This window comes from Vibrio sp. K4 (assembly GCF_051122595.1).
Classification (GTDB): Bacteria; Pseudomonadota; Gammaproteobacteria; order Enterobacterales; family Vibrionaceae; genus Vibrio; species Vibrio owensii.
On the sequence record NZ_CP178578.1, the window covers coordinates 2,215,308 to 2,240,856 of the forward strand.

Here is a 25,549-nt window from a genome sequence, read left to right on the forward strand (position 1 = left end):
CATGACGACACTATTGATCAAGAACGCAACGCTAAAGGGACAGGAAGGTCTCCAGCAAATTTTGATTGAGGATGGTCAATTCAAGCGTATTGAAGACAATAATGTAGAACTAAATTACACAGGTGATGTTCTTGATGCGGAGGGCGGCATGGTTGTCGCTCCTTTCTGTGAGCCACACATTCACCTAGACACCACGCAAACCGCCGGTGAACCAAGCTGGAACATCTCTGGTACGCTTTTCGAAGGTATCGAGCGTTGGGCTGAGCGTAAAGAGACGCTGTCGATTGAAGACGTGAAATCACGCGCAAAGCAGACGCTTAAGTGGCAAATTGCAAACGGTGTGCAGCACGTTCGTACTCACGTTGACGTTTCTGACCCTACCCTAATTGCCCTAAAAGCGATGGTAGAAGTTCGTGAAGAAATGAAAGAGTGGGTAGACATCCAAATCGTTGCGTTTCCACAAGAAGGCATTTTGTCTTACCCGAACGGTAAAGAATTGCTAGAAGAAGCAGTTCAGTTGGGTGCTGACGTTATTGGTGCTATTCCTCACTTTGAATTCACTCGTGAGTACGGCATCGAGTCTCTGCACTACGTTTTCGAACTGGCACAGAAATACGACCGTTTGATCGACGTACACTGTGACGAGATCGATGACGAGCAATCACGTTTTGTTGAAACGCTTGCAGCGCTAGCGCACAAGTTCAACATGGGCCACAAGGTAACCGCAAGCCATACGACCGCTATGGGCTCTTACAACGGTGCTTACGCATCTCGCCTGTTCCGTCTGCTACGCATGTCTGGCATCAACTTCGTTGCAAACCCATTGGTGAACATCCACCTTCAAGGCCGCTTCGATGATTACCCGAAACGCCGTGGTGTGACTCGTGTAAAAGAAATGCTGAATGCGAACATCAACGTATGTTTTGGTCACGATGATGTATTTGACCCTTGGTACCCACTAGGCACTGCAAACATGCTACAGGTGCTGCATATGGGTCTGCACGTATGTCAGGTGATGGGTTACGACCAAATCAACAACTCACTGGATCTGATCAGCACGAATTCAGCACGTACACTGAATATTCAAGACAAGCACGGCATTGAAACAGGTAAGCCAGGTAGTTTACTGATTCTTCCTGCAGAAAATGGTTTTGATGCAGTACGTCGCCAAGTGCCGGTTCGCTTCTCTGTTCGTCACGGTAAAGTGATTGCAGAAACACAGCCTGCGACAACACACATTCACCTTGGTGAGCAAGAGCAAGTGACTTACAAGCGCTAATCACTGAGCTTTTAAACAAAAAAAGGGTCTGATTGAATCAGACCCTTTTTTTATTTCTTCACGCGCTGTGTTAGGTGTCTACGGCAACTAATGACATTCCTTAGCAACGAAGGCGTATTCCCTAAATAGACAACCTTGCCATCTTCATCAACAATGGCAGGTACAACCTTTAAGCCTTTCATATCTGCGCCGTATTCCACCAACTTACGTTCTAGCTCATATAAATCCTGCATATCTCGGACTCAATTTATAATTATCAATTTTCGCGTGAATGCTATCCCTCTAAAGAGATATCAATACTGATCTGGATCATGAAAGATAGATCCTAATTATGGTGGGCTCAATCTTGAGACACTTCATGGTTTGAATGTGTTTTTGAATGTGAAAAATTGTGAACTGCATTCAAATTAAATTTCAGAATATAGACAGTTTGCGTAATAAATATTTGCACTCCTTCGTAACAAACACTAAAGTTAGGGAGTTAGTTGAGCTTTATACTAAAAAGCCACAAATCACCCAAACACAGATTTAACACTAACAACGTCAAAATTAGTGCTTATAAAATAAAGAATAAAACAAAACCTAGGGTCAACAGCAATGTTGACCCTTTTCTTTGCTTCCCTCAATTCGAGCCAAACAGAAAAACCTTGAGCCTTATAGTAAACAAAAATTATGCGTGATAACTGTCGGTTATCAGCGAGATAAGTGGATTCCTAATCAAACAGCGTTCAATAATAGCTTCGAACCAAACATCTCGGAGTGAAATACATGAACATTTTCAACAAAACTACATTGGTCGCGGCGCTATCTCTTCCCCTACTTGCAGGATGCGTGACTCCGGGAGAAGATGATCCAAACGCATTAACAAAACAAGGCGCTGCAGGTGGTGCCCTATTAGGTCTAACTATGGGCGCTTTGACGGGTGATGCTGAGCTTGCCGTGAAAGGCGCAGTTGCGGGTGGTGTAGCCGGTGGTGTCGCAGGTGCTGGCGCGGATATTCACAATAACCGTGACAACATTCGCCACGACAGCCGCAATGACGCGATTAGTGGTATTAACGGTGGTCAGAACACAGCAGCAACCAATGCCCCGCAACAGTGGCAAGAGATCGATAACTTTGTTGGCGATTGGAACGTAAATATCCAGAACCACAATCGCGACTTTAAAGGTTTAGAAGGTCTGTCTGCACACGGCTCGCTAGCAAAAACAACAGAAGCAAATGTTAAGGTGACCAATTCGCAAGGCGTTGACCTTAATGCCGCGTTCACGTTCGATCCACAAGCAGGCTACCAATTGACGCTGACCAATGAAGCAAAAGATGTATCGGTTGCTTTTGCTGGTGAACAACAATCACAAAACCATCGCTACAACTTCTACCCGATGAACATTAACGACGTCATTTACCAAGGTATTCCGACGGGTGATGTGCGTGTCGAGCTAGGTTTTGCAGGTCCAAACGTTTGGACCATCGATAGCTACGCTTACATCGACGGAGCAGAACAAAAAGTACAAACGTTCCGATTCACTCGCACCCAATAAAACAACCAGGCTTTCTTCGCAACATCTCAATAACAACGTCTCATTTGGCAATTTAATGAAGGCTTAGGCATACTCTGTCTAAGCCTTTATTTTTTAGAAGAAATCCATGTCTCAACTCAATCCAGCAGAGCTCAGCCAATTTGAGCCTCAGTTCCTACAGTTTATGCAGCAAGAAATGCAAACTGATGCCGCTCACGACCTCAGTCACGTCCGACGCGTAGTCAAAACGGCTCGTCAGCTAGCAGAACAAGAAAGCGCAGATCTAGCCGTTGTATTACCTGCTGCGTATCTGCACGATTGCTTTACTTACCCAAAAGATCACCCGAACCGCAAGCAAAGCTCAACGATTGCGGCAACCAAAGCGATTTCGTTTCTAGAAAGCATCGACTATCCTGCTCAATACCATGACGCTATCGCCCACGCTATAGAATCTCACAGCTTTAGCGCCAACATTACACCTATTACTTTGGAAGCTCAGGTCGTCCAAGACGCAGACCGCTTAGACGCGCTTGGCGCAATTGGTGTGACACGTTGTATCCAAGTGAGCACGTTATTTGATGCCGCCTTATATAACGAGCAGGACATGTTTGCAGAGCATCGAGAATTGGAAGATAAACGATTCACCATCGATCATTTCCAAACCAAATTGTTTAAAATTGTCGAGACGATGAACACCAAAGCAGCATATGAAGAAGGTTTGAAGCGTAAAGCGTTTATGCAGTCTTACCTAGATCAGTTGCGCCAAGAAGTAGAAGGTTAATATGTCGGAAAGTCACGACCTAATTAGAGAGCTCAAACGCCAGCTCAAGCAGTCTGGTTTGCACTATGTCGATGTCGCACAGCATTTGGAACTAAGCGAGGGCTCTGTAAAACGCTTATTGGCAGAAGGCAGTCAAATCAGCCTCGACCGCTTAGAACGTATCTGTCAGCTGATTGGGTTAGAAATGGCAGAGCTTTTTAAACTGGCAGCAGCACACAACAAAGGGCTGGAGTCGCTCACGCTAGAACAAGAAAAACAGCTGGTTGATGATAAAGGCTTATTGTTGGTTGCGGTTTGTGTGGTCAATGGCTATCGCTTCGAACAAATCATCGAGCAATACACTTTTGATGAGTTAGAGCTGATACAAAAGCTTGCCCAACTCGATCGTCTCAATATCATCGACTTACTGCCAGGTAACAAGATTCGTCTACGTATCTCCCCTACTTTCAAGTGGCACACAGGTGGCCCTATTCAGCGTTTCTTCCAGCAACAAGTTCAAGAAGCTTTCTTCCAGAGCTATTTCTCTGCTGAAGATGAAAAGCTAGTGATGGCAACGGGCTTAATGAGCTTGCCAACCAACAAGAAGATGCAGCAAAAGCTACAAAAGGTCATTGATGAGTTTTATCAGATCTGTCAGAGCGACGATTCACTAGATATGAATGAGAAGCACGGTACCTCACTGGTGATAGCTATGCGTCGTTGGACATTCCCGTTGTTTAACCCTTGGGAACGTAAATAGTGCTCGATAAACTCAAAAGCCTATCGGTCAAGACGAGACCTATTCTCCCTTTATTCATACTCATTGCCTTTGGTGGTTTTGTGGTGTTCATTGCCACACTCTTGCAACTTTCTGATGTGGTTAAGGAATCTTATCTTATTCCGAGTGGCGTAACGGCGTTGTGGGCGCTTGCCGCTTGGGTGATGATCTCAAGCTTTCAGCATGTTCCAGAGCTTACGCCAAGCCTCGGTTTTTTCAAACGAATGAAAGCTCGCTTAGTGCGTCTGTTCTTTTATTTGGTGACATTAGGCTTTATTGGACTCTCTGGTTTTATTCTGTTTGTCACATTGAGAATGCTCAGCGTCTGGTTTCGACACTAAGCTCATCTCGCAACGTATGAAAGTACTAATCAGTGACATATCACGAAGTCATGAAACTAAAAGTATCGTAAAGTGTTACTTTTAGTTTCTCATAACGTAACTCTTTTCTTCACACTGGCTTCCCAAAGCCAAGCCTTTAAAGTGCTCCCATCTCAAAGCGATTTTGCAATTACGGAGCCAGCATGTTTCTCACTAAGCGATTCTTCCCCTATTTCGTGACTCAGTGCCTTGGTGCACTGAACGACAATATCTACAAGAATGTTCTCTTGTTGATGGTGACCTACAGCCAAATTGACTCACTACCGATGTCGGTCGATCTTTTTGTTAACCTTGCGGCTGGCTTATTTATTCTTCCCTTCTTTCTGTTTTCTGCCCACGCCGGTGCGATTGCCGACAACATGGATAAAGCCAAGTTAATCCGCCGCTTAAAACTTATTGAATTAGTGATCATGAGCTGTGCAGCGACGGCTATCATGACGCAGAGTGCCATTCTAATGCTGGTTCTACTCTTCATGACTGGTACTCAATCGGCTTACTTCGGCCCTGTGAAATACGCTCTACTTCCTCAAGCGTTAAAACCTAATGAGCTAGTGAAAGGTAATGCTTGGGTTGAGATGGGGACTTTCCTTTCAATCCTGATTGGTACATTAAGCGCAGGTCTATTGCTTGCGATTCCAAATGGTATGCTTGTCGCCTCTTGCATTGTGATTACGCTGTCACTACTGGGCTTTTTGAGCAGCGCAAACATCCCCTCTCTGCCAAGTAAGAAAAGTGACAAAGTAAAATTCGAACCAATTACTGGTTTGAAGAAAACACTCAAACTGGCACAAAAACAACGCGGTATTTGGATGTCGATTCTAGCGATCAGTTGGTTCTGGTTTATGGGCGCAACTTACCTAACTCAATTCCCAAACTTTGCTCGCGAACACCTATTTGCAGACAGTACTGTGGTTTCTCTGTTGTTGGCTCTGTTCTCAGTTGGTATCGCAACGGGTTCATGGCTATGTGAAAAGCTGTCCTTCAATCAAGTTGAACTGGGTATTCTGCCATTTGGTATTTTGGGCTTAACGATTTTCAGTGCCGACCTACTATGGGCAGTACCTGCAATCGAATCTTTCCCAAGTCAGTATTACGATGTACAAAGCTTTATTGCCCAATCTTCACATATTCGAGTAATGATCGACTTGTTCTTGGTTGGTGTGAGCGGAGGCGTATTTATTGTTCCCCTTTATGCGTTTATCCAATCGCGCTCAGAAGAAGGCGAATGTGCTCAATCTATTGCGGCAAACAACATCATGAACGCACTGTTTATGGTCGCTTCCGCTGCTGTTTCTATCTTGGTGTTAAGTGTTTTAGAGTTCTCAATTGTTGAGCTATTTGCCATTTTGGCCGTCGGTAACTTCATCGTAGCTATCTACGTTTACCGTCAAGTACCTGAGTTTACTCAGCGCTTTATTAGCTACTTGCTGAGCCACTGTCTGTATCGAGTTTCGGTAACCGGTCGTCAGCATATCCCAGAACAAGGCGCTGCGCTGATTGTGGCAAACCATGTGAGCTATGTAGACGCTTTGATTCTAATGGGTACATCGACCCGTCCAGTTCGATTTGTTATGGACAAATCAATCAGTGAGCTGCCTGTTCTTAAATATGTTTTTCGTCATGCCGGCGTTATCCCAATCTGCTCTCCACGCAAATGCGCAGAGACTTACAAAAGAGCTTTCGAGCAGATTGAGCAAGCTCTTAATAACGACGAGGTAGTTTGTATCTTCCCTGAAGGTCGTTTGACCTCAAATGGCGAACTGGGCGAGTTCCGACCGGGTGTTGAGAAGATTCTAAAACGTACACCGGTTCCAGTGATTCCAATGGCCTTAAAAGGCTTATGGGGATCTTTCTTCAGCCACAAGAATGGACATGCGTTAACCAAACGCCCTACTCGCTTTTGGTCTCGTATCGAAGTCAATATTGGTGAGTTATTGCAACCAACCACACTAGATCGCCATTTGTTACAAAAAGAAGTGCAAGATTTGCTAATTCGCTGACAGTAGTCTCTTGGAGAATCTAGTAGGATAAAATCAACGTCATAAATCTAGGAGGTATTATGAAAATCATCATCTTACATGGTCTTTATATGCATGGGCTGGTCATGCAGCCTCTTAGCCAAAAGCTGAGAAAGCTGGGCTACGAGACCCAAGTATTGAGTTACAACACGGTTTCAATTAACGAAGAGTCGCTGTTCGATTCCATCGACAAAGCGCTTAATCCGCTGACTGCTAATGTGTTGGTGGGTCATAGCCTAGGTGGTTTGATGATTAAACGATACCTCGCGAGCAGAAAACCATCGACAAGTCTGGTGTCCCACGTTGTGGCAATTGGCTCGCCACTGAAAGGCGCATCTATCGTTACTCGCATTCAAGATTTGGGATTTGGTGCGATGCTTGGTAATTCTCCCTATCATGGTCTTAATAAGCACGAGGATGTTTGGACTTTCCCACAAAAGCTTGGCAGCATCGCAGGCACAATGGGCATTGGCGCAAGGCCTATTCTCATGCATAAAGACAACACCATGTCTGATGGCACAGTGACCGTTGATGAAACACGTTTAGAAGGCATGCAAGATCATATAGAGACGAAACAGACGCACACTAGCCTTATCTACAACACCTATGTACCTGCGCAGATTGATCACTTTATCAAAACTGATCACTTCAGCCGATAGCGCACTTTTCCATCAAGTAGTTGCAATCTACTTTTCAAGCCAAGGCGTTCGCAGTACTATCTCTACTCCGACCACTCATTTGAGTGTCGGAGTTTTTTACTTCTAACCATATTGGTTGGATTCAATGTTCTCAGGGCGGGGCGAAATTCCCCACCGGCGGTATACTCTTTTGAGTGAGCCCGCGAGCGCTCGATTCGTCGAGGTCAGCAGATCTGGTGAGATGCCAGAGCCGACGGTTATAGTCCGGATGAAAGAGAATAAGAAAACATCAGCGGTTTCCTCAATGTTCTGTGTTGATGAGCACTGGTGCACTTCTTTTTGGATCGCATTTTTTATTGCGTGGGTTTGTGCCATCTTACCGTTGGCGGCTCATTGCCTGCATAAAATGTGACGATCTCTCATACCGCCCTGATTCTGGTGATATTTAGGAGTTAACCATGAATCAGTCATCACTACTTGCCGAATTTGGCGACCCAATTGCTCGCGTTGAAAACGCACTTATCGCATTAAAAGAAGGCCGTGGCGTGCTTCTTCTTGACGATGAAGATCGTGAAAACGAAGGCGACATCATTTATTCCGTAGAGCACCTGACTAATGAGCAAATGGCTCTGATGATCCGCGAGTGCAGCGGCATTGTGTGCCTATGCCTGACAGACGCTCAAGCAGACAAATTGGAACTGCCACCAATGGTTGTGAACAACAACAGCGCAAACCAAACGGCTTTCACAGTTTCTATTGAAGCGAAGCAAGGCGTAACAACAGGCGTTTCTGCCGCTGACCGTGTAACAACCATCAAAACAGCAGCAAACCCAAATGCAAAACCAGACGACTTGGCTCGTCCTGGTCACGTGTTCCCGCTGCGCGCTCGTCCTGGTGGCGTCATGACTCGTCGTGGTCACACAGAAGGCACTATCGATCTGATGCAAATGGCCGGTCTACAGCCTGCAGGTGTGCTATGTGAGGTGACAAACCCAGATGGTACCATGGCAAAAGCACCAGAGATCGTTGCGTTTGGTCGTTTACACAACATGCCAGTGCTGACCATCGAAGACATGGTTGCTTACCGTAATCAATTTGATTTGAAGCTGGCGTAATCAACACGCATTTGCTCTAGTCAAAAGCCGCTGAACTCAGCGGCTTTTTTGATCGATTTGATTCCTTTGCGAGTAGTTATACTTAGTAAAAACAAAAGGAATCAACATCATGAAGGGAATCACTCGCAGCGCACTTACCGCAACACTACTCTCCACCAGCTCTTTGGCTTTTGCATCGAGCTGTCCAGATATCTTGCAAGGAAAGCAAAGACTTTTAAATTCAACGGAAGAAATAGAGCTGTGTGACGCCTTCAAAGGCAAAACGCTACTGGTAGTGAACACCGCGAGCCAGTGCGGCTTTACCCCTCAATTCGAGCAATTAGAGCAGTTGCATCAGACTTACAAAGATCAAAACTTTGCCGTTGTGGGCTTTCCTAGTAACGATTTTCGTCAAGACCGTGGCAGTGAAGAAAAAACCGCTAAAATTTGCTATCTCGACTACGGTGTTACCTTCCCTATGATGGCGCGAACCTCTGTTCTTGGCGAGGATGCAAACCCAGTATTCGCCGAGATCAGTACTCAAGCGGGCATTACTCCGAAATGGAACTTCTACAAGTTCTTGATCAACAAAGAAGGTAAAGTCGTTGCGACCTTCCCAAGTTCAACCTCTCCAACAAGTACTACGCTTACTAACATGATTGAACAGCAACTGTAAGGAAGGCTGCTATGACGACCACACGTACGACAATGCTGCAATTGGGTTACTTAGGACTGCTGCCCTTTCTGTTCAGCTTGGTTCTCATCGTTACAGAAAGAACTTTGTTTAACTTATCTGGGGAGCAGTTTTTTATTGCTTACAGTGCGGTGATTTTAAGTTTTCTTTCCGGGGTACTTTGGGGGAACGCTATTGACCATTTCTACCATCGATTGAGTCGAAATGCCTTGGTGCTAAGTAACTTATTCGTATTGCTTGCTTGGGGAGCATTGCTGCAAGGTAACAAGCATTATGTCATCGCGACTCTATTATTGGCCGCTGGCTACATTGCCGTTTGGTACGCGGAAAAGCTGATTCGAAGAGTAGAAAAAGAGGCGGAGCCAAAAGGGTATCAGATGATGCGAGGCAAGCTCACGACAGGTGTGGTACTTATGCATGGGTTGGTTTTAATTGCTTGAACTGGTCTGTCCACCTACCAGATCACAAAATCAGCCAAATTATATAAAACAACGTTCATTTCGTGAAGTGAGCGTAATTTTGAACACCGTTTTGTTTTAATTATGAATGGATGGTCATATAAGTATCTCAAAAGCATTCACAAAGGATATGAATATGTTTTTTCGTAAACTTCTTTTTAGTACCGCAGTTATCAATGCAACAGCGGGTTGTGTGTCTTATCAAGCACAACAGGCTGCGGTCAATACGGTGAATACCACTGGAGTGGTTCTTAACAACGTAGTGAAAACCACCATCGCTCAGCCTTGTAACGTTGCCGTCACTGTTGCTAGCTTGTTTTATCCAAACGCGATCTTTATGACTGATATGCCAACCGCAGCTTGTACGGCTGTGCTCCGCTAACGCAAAAAGAACATAAAAAATGGCGACCTCATTGGTCGCCATTTTTATTGATGCGATTATAGCGTTAATAAGTAGTTCACCAACGCGTTGTAATCATCGTAACTGCGGATCTCATTTGGCAACACAATGTACTTGTTGTTCACCACAACACCCGGAACCCCAGTCAGCGTGCTTTGTTTGAATTGCTTATCAAAACCTTTCTGCATAGAGTTTACTGCAAAGCTGTTGTACGCCGCATCGAACTTCTTGCCATCGACGCCATTATCAACAAACAGTTGCTTAAGCTCTGCTTCGTTTTGAGGCGCTTGACGCTTCTGATGAATTTGCGCAAACATCGCCGGCACCATCTTATCCTCAACACCTAGTGACACCATTGTTGCGTAAGACTTCGCCATCGGAACAGCCATATCCCCCCCCATAAATGCGACATGCACTTTCTCAAAGCTAGCGTCTTTCGGTAACGCTGGTTTCAAGTTGTCGATGACAGATTCAAATTTGTAACAGTGTGGGCAATAGAAAGAGAAGAACTCGGTGACTGTCGGTGTTTTTGCTTTCTCTACGTCCAAGATTTTGTAGTGTTTACCCGCTTCAAATTGCGCCGCGTGAGCAGTGAATGCAAGTAGTAGAGTGCTGCAAAGAGCAAATAGCTTTTTCATGTTTGATTCCTTTGGGCACAAGTGTGCCGTATTCATTTGTTAATGTTTAAAAGCCCAGCCGTACTGGTTTGTGATGAATAAAGGAATCAAACAATAGGAGGACGGTAAGGTTTATAAATCACTGTCACTGCTTTTGGGGTGGGTGATTTATCAATCAATGCAAGACTATGCGGTAATAAAATCACATCATCTTGTAAGAGGTTGGTTGGTATTTTGACGATACAAGAAGAGCTACAACTGGTGTGCACATGCTGCCCTTTCTCCATCAGATGATCACCATGGTGTGATTCAATACAGTCCGTATTGTCCACACCCATTTTTTGATGAAGCTCAGCCGTTCTATCGTTATTCGAACTCACTTCGATTGGCGCTGTGGCTGCACGCACACTCGACGCTACGCCCGTTAGCAACATGGCTAATAGACAGAGCATTGTCATCATAAATGTACGGTTAAAACTCAGCATATAACTTCTTCAAAATACGGTGAATCTTCATCATACAGATTCCTTCTTTTCATACAAGCCAATCACTTAATGCTAGGTTCACAAACAAGACGATTCTGACACTCGATACCGACTGCAATGCCGATAACACTTGAAATCACTATGAAACCTGAGTAATAGTTAGATCAGTTTTTGTACAAACAAGGAAAGATTAATGCTTAAAAAGAGATTCTTTAAAACAAAAGATGAAGTCGAAGTCACGTTCGAGCTAGACAAAAACCAGTGGGAGTCGATTCAAATTGCAGGCGATTTCAACAACTGGCAACCAGAACCAATGAAGCTCGTGAAGAAAAGTGGCCAGTTTAAGTTTAAGACGCGCTTGCCGAAGGAACAGAATATCCAGTTCCGTTACCTATTCAACGAAGCCGAGTGGGAAAACGATCCACAAGCAGACGCATACGTGCCAAATGGCTTTGGTAGCGATAACAGCGTCGTATGCACACAAGAACAAATCGCTTAGCACGCAATTCAGAAACAAAGGCGCACCGAGTGCGCCTTTTTTATTGTCTAATTTTCATTGAGCTATTGCTTATTGTTGCCATATAACAACAGTGTTTTAACTGAAGTGATATATATCAACAAAAGCCATTTCCTTAATATATCCACATCGCAGCGAAACAGGTGTTCTTGACTAAAAGCTGCTCTCAAACGAAAGCAATTCTTAAAAAAATTAAGGAAACAAAAGATGAAAAAACTGATTGTAATCACAGGTGCAAGTTCTGGTATTGGTGAAGCTATCGCACGCCGTCTAAGCGATGAAGGTCACCCACTTCTTCTTCTTGCTCGTCGTGTAGAGCGCTTAGAAGCACTAAACCTGCCAAACACGCTATGTGAAAAAGTAGACGTTACTGAAAAAGCTTCATTTGAAGCGGCAATTGCTAAAGCAGAAGAGAAATTTGGCCCTGCTGACGCACTAGTAAACAACGCAGGCGTAATGCTACTTGGTCAAATTGACACACAAGATGCATCAGAGTGGAAACGTATGTTCGACGTGAACGTACTTGGTTTGCTAAACGGCATGCAGTCTGTGCTAGCACCAATGAAAGCACGTAACAGCGGTACTATCATCAACATCAGCTCAATCGCAGGTAAAAAGACGTTCCCAGATCACGCGGCTTACTGTGGTACTAAATTCGCAGTTCACGCTATCTCTGAAAACGTTCGTGAAGAAGTAGCAGCATCAAACGTTCGCGTAACAACAATCGCACCAGGCGCTGTAGAAACTGAACTGCTTTCTCACACAACATCACAAGAAATCAAAGATGGTTACGGTGCGTGGAAAGAAGATATGGGCGGCGTGCTAGCTGCTGATGACATCGCACGTGCAGTTGTATTTGCTTATCAGCAACCACAAAACGTTTGTATCCGTGAGATCGCTCTAGCCCCAACTAAGCAACAGCCTTAATCTCTGCGATCAAGACGAAAAAATTCAAAAAGCGGCTTTAAGCCGCTTTTTTGTTGCTGTAATCAAACGGACCTAAAACGGCATTACTTCCTCGGTTTAATCGTTCGATAAGCCACATCAGTTAGGTAGTCATTGAGACGATGTGATGCCGCGACCGCTTCCTCAGCATCAGTATGGCTGACAGCACGTAAAACGGCAGCATGAAGAGAAGATGCTTCAACCAAATCTGAGTCTTGGTTTTTAAATGCAAACCAAAAGCGGCGGGATAAGCCTTGTAGTGGTGCCATTGCTAACTGTAGATACTCATTACATGCAGCTTTGACGAGCAAGGTATGGATTTCTTTAAGTAAAGACGCGTAAAGCAGATCATCTTTGTTTTCTGCACAAGCTTCTAACTGCTCTGCCAACATTAACATCTGCTGTTTCTCTTCAACACTTGCTCGCGAGGCAGCGTAGTTGACACATAAAGCTTCAATGTCGCGACGGACTTCTAAGATCTTTAGTTGGCTCTCGACAGAGATTGCTGGGATTTGAATTCCACGTCGCGGGTGGATCTCAACCATACATTCATAAGCCAATCTTTGTAGCGCTTCTCGAACTGGCGTTCGCCCAAGTTCTAACTCTTCTGCCAACTGTTTTTCACTGACCATGCTCCCTGGTTCTAATTCGCGGAAGATGATCATTTTTTCAAGTTTGCTGTATGCAACTTCTGTCTTATTGACTGAATTTACGGTCATTCTCGTTCCTATTCCATTGATCAATCTTTTAGTGAGCAATCTCACGATAAGAAGTTTTGCCATTGTACCAAAAAAAGAAATCCGAATATATTAAAAACATACAACTGATATATCAGATGAACATCAGTCATCTATTAGTGAGGTAAGAATGAAATCTTGGAACATTATCCGTCGTTATGAACACACTCCTGACCTACCTGTTTTGGCTGAAGTAGAAGTGTTAGTCATTGGCGGAGGTCCTGCTGGTGTTGCCGCAGCTGAAACGGCTGGTCGTCTAGGTAAAAACACTTGGCTAATTGAGAAATACGGTTTTTGCGGTGGTGCTGCCGTCGCGGGCTTATCTGGCACTATTTGCGGTATGTACATGGCATCGGATGATGAAAATGCACAACCAGAACAAGTGGTATTCGGCTTTACAGAACGTTTTCGTCAAGCATTAGAAAACAAAGGTGGCGTCACAGCTCCACAGCGTTACGGTAAAACGTACACAGTGACACACGATCCTTTGATGTGGCGTGAAGTTGCTGATGATTTCCTAGAGCAAGCAAATGTCAAAACTCTATTCCATACGTTAGTCACTGGCGTGATCATGGAAGGTGACACATTTAAAGGCGTGATCATCGAATCAAACGCAGGGCAAAGTATCATCTTAAGTAAACAGATCATCGATGCTTCTGGTGATGCTGCTGTGGTAGCTCGTGCGGGCATGGATTATTACTTTGGCGACAATGGTCGTATCCAAAACCCAACCATGTTCTTCCGTTTTGGCGGTGTCGATATGGACACTTATCTTGACTACTACGGCAACGACACGATCTGCCCTCCAAAAGTCACCGAAAATATTCTTGCAGCCAACGAAAGCGGCGAATACCAGTTGCCACGTCATAAGATTTGGATTTTCCCGACCACACGCGCGAATGAGCTGATGGTTAATGCGACACGCCTTGCAGGTCAAGATGGACGCATGCTGAACGTCATTGATCCTGAAGATTTCACAGAAGCCGAAGTGTTCGGTCGTCGCCAAGTTCGTGAGTACGCCCGTTTCTTGAATAACTTTGTTCCTGGTTGTGAACAGGCATTCGTTGTCGACACCGGTGTAGAAGTCGGCATTCGTCAAACGCGCTCTATTGTTGGTGTCGAAACGCTAACTAATGAAGACGTTGTTAACTGTCGTAAGCGTGAAGACGGTATTTGCCGTACCCCTTGGCCTATTGAATTGCACTCCGGTGACAAACCAAAACTGCACTGGCTAATTAACGATTACTACGACATCCCATTCCACACGCTAGTGCCAGTGGTTGGTGAAAATATCATTGTTGCTGGTCGATGCTTGAGCGCCGAACACGAAGCCCTTGCTTCTGCTCGCGTCACCGCGCAATGCTTTGAGCTTGGTCATGCAGCTGGCATTGCTGCTGCACAAGCGATTGATACAAATACGGCGATTCGCGACCTAAATGTCGCGGAGATTCGCGCCACCATGATTAAAAATGGCTCACGCCTGTAAGGACTGAAAAATGACCGATCTAAAAATTGAACGTGTAGAACTTTACGCTGTAGCAGACCGCGATGCAGCACCTGTACCATGGGCAGATAACCAAGAACCTTTGTTATACACCAATAACATCGTCCGTCTAATTTGTAACGATGGTACAGAGGGGTTAGGTGCAACAATCAGCTATACAGAGAATGATTTTGACCGTTGCATTATCGAATCTCAACGCACCATAGTTCCAGGCTTACTGGGTAAAAATCCATTGGCAACTCAAGAGCTCTACAACTGGTTAATGGCGCGTTGTACTTGGGGTGGTCTGCCGGCTAAAGCGCCAATTGATATCGCAGCATGGGACATCAAAGGCAAAAAAGCGGGCATGCCTCTTTACATGCTTTTAGGTGGCGCTCGAAACAAAATGTTGTCTTACGCATCGACGCCAATGTTCGACACCGTAGAAGAGTACTTCCCATACCTAGACGACTGTATTGCGCACGGCTTTAAAGCAATCAAACTTCACTGCTACTGCGTGTACGAAAAGGACGTCGCCCTTGTTGACGCAGTTCAAGCTCGTTACGGGAAAACTGGCATTCGATTCATGCTTGATACGGCAACCTTCTACACGCCAGAACAAGCAATGGCAATGGCAAAACGCCTAGAAAGCTACCACTGGGAATGGTTAGAAGCACCAGTTTCTGATTACGACTACAACACTTATAAACGCTTAGTTAAAAACACCGACCTTGAAATTTCTAGCCATGGTAACTGCTTGTTAACACTGCAGGAAGTGACCTATGCCTTATCACAAGAGATGTGGTCTGACATTCGTCAAGACGCGACGGTTTGTGGTGGTATTACACCTCTAAACAAATGCTTCCACATTGCAGAGGGCTTCTCTAAGAACCTAGAGATCCAATCAATGGGTTACACGCTAACGCAAGCCGCAAACCTGCACGTCGCTCTTGCGCATAACAACTGTAAGTTCTTTGAACAATTCTACCCTTACGAAGACTTTGAGCTAGCGTCGAAAACCGTTATCCGCACCGACAAAGAAGGTTATGTCCGTGCTCCTGAAGGCAACGGCTTAGGTGTTGAAATGGATTGGGACAAAGTGAAAGAAATGTCTGTGGCGTCGTACGTTTTCGAATAAACCGCATGCTTCATGACATAAACAATTAATACAGAGACAGCAAAAGACTGACATCCCTCTAACCCCCTACACTGTCTGCCTTTCTAATTACTCGTATGGGAACGGGAGAAAGGCAGACACCCTGAGTGTCAGTGACAATAAACAAGGCCGTCCGAGTATTCTCATTAATAGACAATATTGGAAAGTCACAATGAAATTGAATACTTCAGAAATCGACTGGAAACTTACTTTTGGCAGTTTTGGATTTGTACTGCTTCTAGGTATTCTTGCAGTGGTATACCCAGAAGCCGTAAAAAGCACCATGAGCGGCATGCTAGATTTTACCGTCATTAACTTCGGTTCAGGTTTCCTTTGGTACACACTTTTCGCAACAGGTGCCCTATTGTTCCTCGCCTTTTCTAAATATGGCGATATTCGCATGGGCGACACCAAACCTAAGTTTACGAAATTCCAACTGTTCGCAATGGCATTGTCTGCGGGCATGGGCGCAAGCACCATGTACTGGGGCTTTATTGAAGCGGTATACTACTTCATGGACCCTCAGTTCGGTATTACAGATAAAGCCATGGCAATGGAATACGCTACGGCTTACAACATGTTCCACTGGGGCGCTGCAGGCTGGTTTATTTACCTTATTGTTGCTATCCCATTTGCCGTCGTATTCTACCTAAAGAAAAGCCGACGCATGAGCCTAAGTGGTGTTATCAACTCACTTTTTGATGATCGCCTTCCAGTTTGGGCTCAGAAGTTTATTGACCTACTGTTTATCATCACAACGCTTGCGGCAACAGCATTAACGTTAGGTTTGGGTATTCCAATGATTTCCTCAAATCTTGCAAGTCTAACCGGCATTCCTGACAACCTAATGCTAGGTATCGGCGTTATCCTTGGCCTGTCAGTGATCTTCTCTCTGAGCTCTTACATCGGCATCGAGAAAGGTATGGCCCGCCTATCTAGCGCAACCATTTATATCTGTGCAGCGTTTGTTGGCATCATTTTCATCATCGGTCCATCGGCTCTGATCATGAACAACTTAACCAATGGCATTGGTATCATGTTGACTGAATACATCCGCATGAGCACCAACACAGATCCATATGGCACAACGTTGTTCCCTCAATACTGGACGGTATTCTTCCTAGCGAACTGGATTTCTTACTCACCAGGTGTAGGCGTTTTCATCACTAAGATCATCCAAGGCCAGAAGCTAAAAGACGTGGTTCTAATCCTAGTGATTGGCGGCACAATGGGCTCTGCTGTTATCTTCGGTGTGTGTGGTACCTTTTCAATGGATCTTGTAAACAACGGTGTCGTTGATGGTGTTAAACTGATTGGTGAAGGTCAACCAACAGAGTTGGTGAAACAAGTATTTGATTCTACCTCTATCCCGATGTTGCTTACCGCTATCTACTTAATCACGATGATTCTGTTTACAGTAACAACACTAGATGGCACGTCTTATTCACTGGCAGGCATCGCAACTAAGCAGCTAGATGAAGAAGCAAACGTAAACCCAATGTTTCGTCTGTTCTGGTGCTTATTGCTAACAGCATTGCCAATCATTTTCTTACTGATTAATGCTGACTTGAATATCCTTAAAGCGTTCCCTGTACTGATCATCGTATTGATCGTGCCAGTGTTCTTCATTGCAGCAGTTAAAACTCTTCAGTATTTGAAGCAAAACTACGCTCAAATCATGGAACATCAACGCCAACAAGACGAAATTCTTGCAAAACAAACGCAAGAACAAGAGGTTGAAGTGATTAACCAAGACCCCGCACCACAAGCTAGTTAAAGGTTGCACACCGATAGCAAAAAGCTCCGAGTAATCTCGGAGCTTTATTGTTTTGTCTTGTTAATTTCAATCACTCTCGTCTATAAATCCCCTCTGACTCTTTACGTTTATTGAAATCCCTGACAAATTTGTTTAAGTTTCAGGGATAATTCCTACAAGATGCATCACTGCTATGAACGTACAAGACACTAAGCAATCACTTATCATCGTGGAAGACGATCCCAAACTGCAGGCTATGCTAAGCGAATACTTTGAAGGACAAGGCTTTGAAGTTAGCTGCATAGACAATGGAACGGACGCTCCGGATGCGATTCTTGAAAGCCAGCCAGATCTCGTTCTTTTAGATTTGATGTTGCCGGGGCAAGATGGATTGAGCGTTTGCCGTCAGATCCGCGAATGCTATAAAGGCAAAGTGCTGATGCTTACTGCCAGTGATGATGATTTTGACCATGTTGCTGCGCTTGAAATCGGTGCCGATGATTTTGTGACTAAGCCGATCAAGCCACGTGTTCTGCTTGCTCGTATTCGAATGCTATTGCGCCGTAAAGAAGCATCTACAACAGATTCAGACACATGCTTAGAAGTTGGCGTCCTGTGCCTTAACCGTCTGCGTAAAACGTGCGCTCTAAACCAAGAACCCATTCCTCTCACCGACGGTGAATTTGATCTCCTTTGGGTACTCGCAAGCCATCCTGAACAAACCCTTTCTCGCGAGTGGCTCACCAAAACATTACGTGGCATCGAATACGACGGCACCGACCGCACCATTGATAACCGTGTGGTAACGCTGCGTAAAAAGTTAGGCGACAGCACCACACCACCACAGAAAATCATTACTGTGCGTGGTAAAGGTTACTTGTTTATGCCCGATGCTTGGAATGCGTAATGAAACGTATTTATCTGGAAAGCTTTTTAGGTCTGATCATCCTATTTGTAGCCAGTCTTGTTGGCTACGAAGTCATTGTTTATCAGCTTAATACGGACTACGACTACTTACTAGAAGAGCATGAAGCTCAAGCTTTCCATGAGCTGATCTATCCGATGTATCAAGAAAAAGGCGAGGAATACACCGTTCAGCAATTAGAGAAATTCGCAACATCGAGTCACATGTTGTTAATTGCTCAGGAAATGACGAATCTTCCTCCAGAGGTGCAGAAAGCATTCGATGAAGATCCATCCGTTAATACATCGTTTGATGATGAGCGAGACTTGTGGTTTCGCTTTGAGCCCGGCTCCCCTATCTTCAAGTTAACCCAAAACCCCAACAGCCCTATCATTCAAGCCATCAATTTTGACGACAACATCGTTTGGCTGTTTTTCCTTGCTGGTTTTGCGCTGTATTGTGTCTTGCTGATTTGGTTCTTAAGTCGACGAGTTCGCGCTTTAGAGAAGGTTACCGTTGATTTTGCCTCTGGAGATTTCAACGCCAGAGCGGACACCTCCAGTGCCAAATCCGTAGGTACGTTGAATAGAAGCTTCAACCATATGGCTGATAAGGTGTCTCGACTCATCACCACCAATAAAATGCTCACCAACGCGGTAGCGCATGAGCTTCGTACTCCGATCTTTCGTCTGCAATGGCAAGCCGATCTACTGGCCGACGCCGCTTTAAATGAACAACAACAGAAGTACGTCGACAGCATCGTAGAAGATATCGACGACATGGAAAATATGGTGGAAGAACTGCTCTACTACGCCAAAATGGAGCGACCAAATGCCGAGATTCAAACTTCCTCTGTCGCGTTATCAAGCTTTGCTCAATCGTTTTTACCCAAGTGGCAACGTGACACCCAACTTTCTATCTTGATTGACGACACGAGCTCACAACAGGCAATCATTGACGCCGATCCGAAACTGCTAAAACGTGCCTTAGATAACCTACTTCGCAATGCAATGCGTTATGCACAAACCCAAATCGTGCTAGAGATTATGGAGACACCGGAGAAATCTTGTATTCGTGTGCATGACGATGGCTGTGGTGTAGAAGAGAAGGATTGGCCTCATCTGTTTGATGCGTTTTACAGCGCTGATAAATCGCGTAACAAGAGCACCAGCGGGTTCGGTTTAGGGCTTGCCATCGTCAAACAGATCGTTGAACTGCAGAACGGCGAAGTCTATGTCTCACACAGTCCGTACGGCGGTGCGTGTTTTACAATCTGCTTTCCCAAGTAAATTCATAAACTTATCAATACTCCCTTAAACGCCATTACAAAAGGCGACACTTCAATACAATTGGCCGACAGAGCACCACAATAAAACAGTGTACATTTAATCCATAAATTCACAGCAATAATGGATCAACGCAATGTATAAACCTCTTCTTCTCGTCACCCTTTCTTCCACACTTGCTGCTTGTGCTTACAACCAAGAACCAGTTGTCGATATGACCAATGTTGACCAAGCCCAATACGAGCAAGACTTCACGTATTGCCAAGGTTACGCAGAAAAAGTGGATAAAGGCGAAGCCGCTAAAACTGAAGCACAAAATGGTGCCGTTACGGGTGCGTTGGTCGGTGCCGTTGCAGGCGCATTAGAAAATGGCATTGGCGGCGCTGCTGTGGGCGCGGTGGCAGGCACTGCTGTTGGTGCAGGTGCTGGGGCTGTTGGTGGTGCTAACGATTCAACCAAAACTCAATCCTTAGTTCTGCGTAAATGCCTAGCAAACAAAGGCTATACCGTATACGACCTTGATTCATAACGTATAAATTCGCATCAATTACACAAAATTTTGTGTTGAGCGACGTTAATTTCACAAATGTTTCACGCTCGACCTATTAGTTTCATGTTTTCCAATTCGATGCACTTCTGTCATCAGGGGAGGCTTTATCCCTCAAAGCGCCCCTCTTTTTTAGGGCTTAGCAGTTAAAAGGCCACATTTTGAAACCAGGTAAAACAGGCATTCGCCGGATATTGGACGCAACCGGCTATTCACTTCAAGGATTGAAAGCAGCGTGGACTCATGAAGCCGCTTTCAGACAAGAACTGGTACTTACACTTGTCCTTTCTGTTTGCTCATTCTTGCTTCCCGTCACCACCTTAGAACGCATCATGATGATCAGCAGTCTTCTGTTGGTCGTGATTGTTGAATTGATTAATTCCGCCATCGAAGCGGTTGTCGATCGTGTCAGCGATGACTGGCATGAACTCAGTGGAAGAGCCAAAGACATTGGCTCCGCAGCAGTATTTGTTGCACTTTTTCTCGCCCTATTTGTTTGGGCGTCGATTTTACTTTAGTCACATCGAAGCACGTCAATTATGAAGACAATTGAACTCCCTACTAAAGGTATCTCCTACATTACCTTTACGCTTTTATTAGCCTTGTATTTCGCACTTGTAGTCAATATCCCCATCTACAAAGAGTTGGTGCATATCTTTGCGGATCTCGACCAGGTTAAGATCGGTTTCATCATTACGATTCCAATCTTCTTTTTTGCGGCGTTGAATTTCCTATTTAACCTCTTCAGTTGGCCTTGGATCAGCAAGCCTTTCTTCATCTTATTACTTATCACATCGGGTATGGTAAGTTACGCAAGCTACAACTACGGCACCTTGTTCGATACGGACATGATCACCAACATCGTTGAGACAGATACCAGTGAAGCCAGCTCATACTTGAGTGCCTACTCACTTATCTGGACACTATTGATGGGAGTTCTCCCTGCCCTGATCGTCTTCAAGATTAAGTTCAAGCCTCTTGAAGGCAAATGGCTTCGCTTCACGTTGACCAAAATCGTCTCAATGCTCGCTTCGTTAGCTGTTATCGCTGTGATTGCAGGCATGTATTACCAAGACTATGCGTCAGTTGGTCGCAACAACAGTTATCTAAAGAAAGTCATCATTCCGACTCAATACGTGTACGCGATCTCTAGCTATGTAAAAGAAAACTACTTAACGACGCCAGAACCTTACCGTGAGATTGGTACGGATGCGAAACAATCCCAACTTGCACTAGAGCAAGCAAAAGAGAAACCAACGCTGCTTGTCTTTGTGCTAGGTGAAACAGCGCGAACTCAGAATTATCAAATCAACGGCTATGAACGAGAGACCAACCCATACACCAGTAAGTTAGACGTCATCTCGTTCCAAGACGTTTCTTCCTGTGGTACCGCAACAGCTGTCTCTGTGCCTTGTATGTTCTCTCAATTACCACGCCACGACTTCGATCGCAGTAAAGCTGACAACCAAGATAACGCGTTGGACATCATGCAGCGCGCTGGCATTGATTTGATGTGGAAAGACAACGACGGTGGCGACAAGGGTGTTGCTCATAAGATCAATAAGATGGATGTCGCACGCGGCAAACAAAACACGCTTTGCAACGGTAATACCTGCTACGACATGGCGCTGCTAGACAATTTGGACGACCAAATCGCGAGCATGAAAGGTAACCGAGTTGTTGCGCTTCACCTGATTGGCAGCCATGGTCCGACTTATTTCCAGCGCTACCCGAAAGACAAAGCGTTTTTCCAACCAGACTGCCCTCGCGCAGATATTGAAAACTGCAGTGTGGAGCAAATTGTGAACTCTTACGACAACACGATCCGCTACACAGACTTCGTGTTGGATCAAACCATTGCGAAACTGAAAACGTTGGAAGATAAATACAACACGGCGATGATCTACGTCTCTGATCACGGCGAGTCTCTAGGCGAAAACGGGTTGTTCTTACATGGCATGCCTTATGGTTTAGCACCGGATTTCCAAAAGCGTGTTCCTATGATGCTTTGGATGTCACCAGGCTTTAAACAAGCCAAACGTGTCAACACCGATTGTTTAGCACGAGAAGCGCAGCAAACCGCAACGCACTCACACGATAATGTCTTCCACTCATTGTTGGGCATTATGGATGTGGAAACCAATGCCTACGACGGCGCTTTAGATATCTTTAAGACTTGTCGTCAAAGCTAATAATCATATTCATAGCCAAAAGGAGGGGGATATTTACCCTCTCCTACTTCGAACCATAAGCATTCAAATCAACATCTATGGCTAGGTGGAAAATTTCATGCCATACAAGGTTCTATAATGAAAAAGCAAACACTCATCGCAATCTCAATCACAACCGCCGTTCTTTCAGGTTGTGGTACTGACAATCAACCATCGCTCACCCCAGACCCGATTCAAGCCGTTCATGTTCAAACCGTTAATCTTGTCGATTTTGGGAAAAACCAATATTCCGATGTGCAGTTGAAAGCTTACGAGAATGGAAAAGAGCAGCTCATGTACTCTGACATCATTCAATATGGTGCTTCCTCATCAAGCCTTTTGATTGCTCAACAGGAAAGCCACACCATTCCTTATACCTTCAAACTTTTTGATACCAACTCACAAAATGAGTTAGCCCAAAAGAAACTCACTTTGAACTCGGGTGACCACAAGATCGTGTTCGCTTTCGGTGACGTAGATAAGGGCTATTACGAAGTGTCGGTTCAAAACAAACCTAATATTTCCAGTGCCTCCTCAGACGAAGTTCCAATCTATATTTTAGACTCAAGCGACGTGACAAAAGGTTCCCAAACAAGCGTCACGGTTGAAGGGAAAACGATCGATAATCTTCCAAACAAAACGCTTTCTAGCGTATTGAATGTACCTAAAAACCAGCAAGAGATGACGGCAACATTTACTCACAATGGCGTCAGTAAGACTTGTAAATTTAGCACCAAAGACACACCTCAAATGGTTATTCTTGGCCCTTACAACCGATGCTATGGCTTGAGCTTTCTAACATCGTTTGCGGGTTAATACGTTGCCTGCGTATTAAGAAGATACCTGCGTATTACGGTACGCAGGGTTCATTCATTAATACAGAATTATCGATAACCTGCTCATAAACGAGGAGCCAAATTCAAGTTATACTCTTTTCCTGCAAATAGAACGTCGAAAGAAGAACTCAAAATGAAAATTGGCATCATTGGCTTGGGCGACATTGCTCAAAAAGCTTACCTTCCTGTTATCACTCAACTTCCCAATGTAGAGTTGGTATTTTGTACCCGCAATGCAAACGCACTCAATTCACTAGCTCAACAGTATCGAATCGCAGAAACCTGCCAAGACTATCAGCAACTGGTTGGTATGGGCGTAGATGCGGTCATGATTCACGCCGCTACTAGCGTTCACCCTCAAATCGCGTCTTTCTTTTTAGAACAAGGCATCCCGACATTCGTTGATAAGCCTTTGGCAGACAGCGCTGCTGAAGTAGAAAGGCTCTACGATATTGCCGAGCGTGTGAAACAGCCTCTGTATGTTGGTTTCAATCGCCGTCATATTCCGCTCTACAATCAACATATGCCGAGCATCCAGAAAGGCGAACTTTCAGGCTTGAAATCTCTGCGTTGGGAGAAGAACCGTCATCAGCTACCCGGAGATATCCGTACCTTCATTTTTGATGATTTTATCCACCCTCTTGATAGCGTGAACATCACGGCCAGAGCAGATCTGAAAGATGCTTACATTACACATCAAATGGATGGTGACCAACTGGCTCGTTTAGATATCCAATGGCAGCATGGTGAGACACTGCTTCACGCATCCATGAACCGTCATTTTGGGATCACCACAGAGCGTGTCCAAGCGTGTTATTCAAACAAAGCAATGGAGTTTGATTCGTTTGTTGAAGGGAAACTGTGGCAAGACAATCAAGAGCAGAAGTTGAGCTTAAAAGATTGGACGCCAATGCTGGCCAGTAAAGGCTTCCACTCTATGCTGTTGGATTGGTTTGAAGTCATCCAGTCAGGCAAAATCGCTTCTGAAATCGTAGCGCGCAATATCGCTAGCCACCAACTTGCCGAAGCGATTTGTCAGCACATTGAACAGTCAGTACGTCGATAATTAAGCACTAAAACGAGCGCGGAACGCTTTGGGAGCCAATCCCATGGTTTTGATGAACACTTTGCGAAACGCGCTCGCGTCTTGATACCCAACTTGATAAGCGATGACTTCAAAAGCTAAGTTGCTCGACTCTAATAAATCACACGCCTTTTGCACACGAAGATGCTGTAGATACTGATTCAAATTCAAACCTGTCGCTTTTTGAAAACGTCTCTGAAGCGTGCGTTCAGTTAAACAACTGATCTCCGATAGCGCTTGGTTTGAAATCACATGTGAGAAATGCTCAGCCATGTAGTGCTGAGCACTAAGAACGGCACTATCACCATGTTGAAAGTTAGGTGTGAATTGCTGATAAAAACGTTGCTCTCTGGCACCAGTATCGACCACCAACATCTTTCCCAACAAACGCATCACTGCAGGTGTACTTAGCTGAGAAACCAGCTCCAACCCCAAATCAAGCCAAGACATCATGCCACCAGCGGTAATGATACTGCCCTCGTTGATAAGGATGGACTCGGGCTTTAGTGTCATGTTAGGAAACCTATCTCGGAATAACCCTGCCAGCCCCCAGTGTGTTGTGCACACTTTGTTATTCAACAAATCAGCGTGAGCGAGAACAAACGCCCCTGCACATGCAGACGCCACAACCGCACCGGCTTTGTGCTGCTCAAACAGCCAAGACGTTAACGCCTCACTTGGCGAAAGGTAATATTGCTCCGCACCGCTTGGCGGCAGTATGACGACCGTGAAATCATCGGCTTGAGTAACACCTTCTTTCCAATCAATGATGTCTGCATGAAACCGGCATTCAACATCCAGCTCGATCGAGGCGCGGTTTGCCATCTCAAACAGCTCCTGTAAGCCATAGACTGACGCTTTTGAAGCCCCCGGATAGTTCACAATAGCAATATTTATCTTGTTCATTCCAATTGTCGTTTTTGACCTATTTTTTGTCATTTTAGACACTAAGCAAGATAAAAGAAAGCA

28 protein-coding genes and 1 riboswitch are annotated in these 25,549 nt (G+C 44.9%); of the genes, 23 read left to right on the forward strand and 5 right to left on the reverse strand.

Annotated elements, in window-relative coordinates:
- Position 1: 1 nt before the first annotated feature.
- Entirely contained in the window at positions 2-1,279 is a 1,278-nt protein-coding gene (locus ACLIIY_RS27370) for a cytosine deaminase (RefSeq protein ID WP_434528924.1), read from the forward strand.
- 50 nt (positions 1,280-1,329) lie between these two features.
- Here the strand turns inward: ACLIIY_RS27370 and ACLIIY_RS27375 are convergent, their stop codons facing one another.
- Entirely contained in the window at positions 1,330-1,512 is a 183-nt protein-coding gene (locus ACLIIY_RS27375) for a hypothetical protein (RefSeq protein ID WP_009704791.1), read from the reverse strand.
- A 535-nt stretch (positions 1,513-2,047) separates the two neighbouring features.
- Here ACLIIY_RS27375 and ACLIIY_RS27380 point away from each other — a divergent pair.
- The 10 genes from ACLIIY_RS27380 (at position 2,048) to ACLIIY_RS27425 (ending at position 9,999) form a co-directional block, all read left to right on the forward strand.
- A complete protein-coding gene (locus ACLIIY_RS27380; protein ID WP_005442462.1) occupies positions 2,048-2,818 on the forward strand; it encodes a hypothetical protein in 771 nt (256 codons plus the stop codon).
- Between the two features lie 106 nt (positions 2,819-2,924).
- Positions 2,925-3,578 carry an HD domain-containing protein gene (locus ACLIIY_RS27385; protein ID WP_434528925.1) on the forward strand — a complete coding sequence of 218 codons (654 nt, stop codon included), beginning with the start codon at positions 2,925-2,927 and terminating at the stop codon, positions 3,576-3,578.
- A 1-nt stretch (position 3,579) separates the two neighbouring features.
- Positions 3,580-4,317, forward strand: a complete 738-nt coding sequence (locus tag ACLIIY_RS27390) for a helix-turn-helix domain-containing protein (RefSeq protein WP_434528926.1) — start codon at positions 3,580-3,582, stop codon at positions 4,315-4,317.
- Positions 4,317-4,676, forward strand: a complete 360-nt coding sequence (locus tag ACLIIY_RS27395) for a hypothetical protein (RefSeq protein ID WP_045398469.1) — start codon at positions 4,317-4,319, stop codon at positions 4,674-4,676. Before ACLIIY_RS27390 ends, ACLIIY_RS27395 begins: the two co-directional genes overlap by 1 nt.
- Before the next feature lie 182 nt (positions 4,677-4,858).
- A complete protein-coding gene (locus tag ACLIIY_RS27400; protein ID WP_054823736.1) occupies positions 4,859-6,715 on the forward strand; it encodes an MFS transporter in 1,857 nt (618 codons plus the stop codon).
- Between the two features lie 59 nt (positions 6,716-6,774).
- Positions 6,775-7,392 carry a cob(I)alamin adenolsyltransferase/cobinamide ATP-dependent adenolsyltransferase gene (locus ACLIIY_RS27405; protein WP_005442468.1) on the forward strand — a complete coding sequence of 206 codons (618 nt, stop codon included), beginning with the start codon at positions 6,775-6,777 and terminating at the stop codon, positions 7,390-7,392.
- A 122-nt stretch (positions 7,393-7,514) separates the two neighbouring features.
- Positions 7,515-7,655: riboswitch (FMN riboswitch) on the forward strand.
- 174 nt (positions 7,656-7,829) lie between these two features.
- Positions 7,830-8,486: a 3,4-dihydroxy-2-butanone-4-phosphate synthase gene (ribB, locus tag ACLIIY_RS27410; protein ID WP_270050310.1), complete on the forward strand. Its 657-nt coding sequence runs from the start codon at positions 7,830-7,832 to the stop codon at positions 8,484-8,486.
- A gap of 109 nt (positions 8,487-8,595) precedes the next feature.
- Positions 8,596-9,141: a glutathione peroxidase gene (locus ACLIIY_RS27415; protein ID WP_038867318.1), complete on the forward strand. Its 546-nt coding sequence runs from the start codon at positions 8,596-8,598 to the stop codon at positions 9,139-9,141.
- Between the two features lie 11 nt (positions 9,142-9,152).
- A complete protein-coding gene (locus ACLIIY_RS27420) occupies positions 9,153-9,599 on the forward strand; it encodes a DUF3429 domain-containing protein (protein WP_009704798.1) in 447 nt (148 codons plus the stop codon).
- A gap of 154 nt (positions 9,600-9,753) precedes the next feature.
- Positions 9,754-9,999, forward strand: coding sequence for a hypothetical protein (locus ACLIIY_RS27425; protein WP_005433479.1), 246 nt, complete (start codon positions 9,754-9,756; stop codon positions 9,997-9,999).
- A 56-nt stretch (positions 10,000-10,055) separates the two neighbouring features.
- Here the strand turns inward: ACLIIY_RS27425 and ACLIIY_RS27430 are convergent, their stop codons facing one another.
- Both ACLIIY_RS27430 and ACLIIY_RS27435 read right to left on the reverse strand, forming a co-directional pair.
- The gene (locus ACLIIY_RS27430; protein ID WP_041053586.1) at positions 10,056-10,655 is read right to left on the reverse strand and encodes a thiol:disulfide interchange protein DsbA/DsbL; all 600 of its coding nucleotides are present in this window, start codon (positions 10,653-10,655) and stop codon (positions 10,056-10,058) included.
- A gap of 86 nt (positions 10,656-10,741) precedes the next feature.
- Positions 10,742-11,119, reverse strand: coding sequence for a hypothetical protein (locus ACLIIY_RS27435; RefSeq protein ID WP_434528927.1), 378 nt, complete (start codon positions 11,117-11,119; stop codon positions 10,742-10,744).
- 193 nt (positions 11,120-11,312) lie between these two features.
- Here ACLIIY_RS27435 and ACLIIY_RS27440 point away from each other — a divergent pair, with 193 nt between their 5' ends.
- The gene (locus ACLIIY_RS27440) at positions 11,313-11,618 is read left to right on the forward strand and encodes an isoamylase early set domain-containing protein (protein WP_009704801.1); all 306 of its coding nucleotides are present in this window, start codon (positions 11,313-11,315) and stop codon (positions 11,616-11,618) included.
- Positions 11,619-11,843: 225 nt separating this feature from the next.
- A complete protein-coding gene (locus ACLIIY_RS27445; protein WP_005442483.1) occupies positions 11,844-12,563 on the forward strand; it encodes an SDR family oxidoreductase in 720 nt (239 codons plus the stop codon).
- Between the two features lie 83 nt (positions 12,564-12,646).
- Here ACLIIY_RS27445 and ACLIIY_RS27450 read toward each other — a convergent pair whose 3' ends face one another.
- Positions 12,647-13,300 (reverse strand): GntR family transcriptional regulator, encoded by a 654-nt coding sequence (locus tag ACLIIY_RS27450; protein ID WP_010451199.1) that lies wholly within the window; start codon positions 13,298-13,300, stop codon positions 12,647-12,649.
- A gap of 148 nt (positions 13,301-13,448) precedes the next feature.
- On the opposite strand from ACLIIY_RS27450, the gene ACLIIY_RS27455 reads away from it, so the two are divergent.
- The 10 genes from ACLIIY_RS27455 to ACLIIY_RS27500 all read left to right on the forward strand — a co-directional run bounded on the left by ACLIIY_RS27455 (position 13,449) and on the right by ACLIIY_RS27500 (position 24,562).
- A complete protein-coding gene (locus tag ACLIIY_RS27455; protein WP_434528928.1) occupies positions 13,449-14,804 on the forward strand; it encodes an FAD-dependent oxidoreductase in 1,356 nt (451 codons plus the stop codon).
- Positions 14,805-14,814: 10 nt separating this feature from the next.
- The gene (locus tag ACLIIY_RS27460; RefSeq protein WP_042600183.1) at positions 14,815-15,939 is read left to right on the forward strand and encodes a mandelate racemase/muconate lactonizing enzyme family protein; all 1,125 of its coding nucleotides are present in this window, start codon (positions 14,815-14,817) and stop codon (positions 15,937-15,939) included.
- Positions 15,940-16,129: 190 nt separating this feature from the next.
- A complete protein-coding gene (locus ACLIIY_RS27465) occupies positions 16,130-17,734 on the forward strand; it encodes a BCCT family transporter (RefSeq protein ID WP_434528929.1) in 1,605 nt (534 codons plus the stop codon).
- Between the two features lie 172 nt (positions 17,735-17,906).
- Positions 17,907-18,620 (forward strand): response regulator transcription factor, encoded by a 714-nt coding sequence (locus ACLIIY_RS27470; protein ID WP_009704808.1) that lies wholly within the window; start codon positions 17,907-17,909, stop codon positions 18,618-18,620.
- Positions 18,620-19,906 (forward strand): ATP-binding protein, encoded by a 1,287-nt coding sequence (locus ACLIIY_RS27475; RefSeq protein ID WP_005442492.1) that lies wholly within the window; start codon positions 18,620-18,622, stop codon positions 19,904-19,906. Before ACLIIY_RS27470 ends, ACLIIY_RS27475 begins: the two co-directional genes overlap by 1 nt.
- A gap of 133 nt (positions 19,907-20,039) precedes the next feature.
- Complete coding sequence (locus ACLIIY_RS27480) at positions 20,040-20,432, forward strand: glycine zipper family protein (RefSeq protein WP_020194094.1); 393 nt, start codon at positions 20,040-20,042, stop codon at positions 20,430-20,432.
- Between the two features lie 179 nt (positions 20,433-20,611).
- Positions 20,612-20,968, forward strand: coding sequence for a diacylglycerol kinase (locus tag ACLIIY_RS27485; protein WP_434528930.1), 357 nt, complete (start codon positions 20,612-20,614; stop codon positions 20,966-20,968).
- 21 nt (positions 20,969-20,989) lie between these two features.
- On the forward strand, positions 20,990-22,642 hold the full coding sequence (locus ACLIIY_RS27490) for a phosphoethanolamine transferase (protein ID WP_434528931.1): 1,653 nt from the start codon (positions 20,990-20,992) through the stop codon (positions 22,640-22,642).
- Between the two features lie 117 nt (positions 22,643-22,759).
- Complete coding sequence (locus tag ACLIIY_RS27495) at positions 22,760-23,476, forward strand: hypothetical protein (protein WP_434528932.1); 717 nt, start codon at positions 22,760-22,762, stop codon at positions 23,474-23,476.
- A gap of 153 nt (positions 23,477-23,629) precedes the next feature.
- Positions 23,630-24,562, forward strand: coding sequence for a Gfo/Idh/MocA family protein (locus ACLIIY_RS27500; protein ID WP_434528933.1), 933 nt, complete (start codon positions 23,630-23,632; stop codon positions 24,560-24,562).
- On the opposite strand, the gene ACLIIY_RS27505 is transcribed toward ACLIIY_RS27500, so the two are convergent.
- Positions 24,563-25,486, reverse strand: a complete 924-nt coding sequence (locus ACLIIY_RS27505; RefSeq protein ID WP_434528934.1) for a GlxA family transcriptional regulator — start codon at positions 25,484-25,486, stop codon at positions 24,563-24,565.
- Positions 25,487-25,549: the final 63 nt, after the last annotated feature.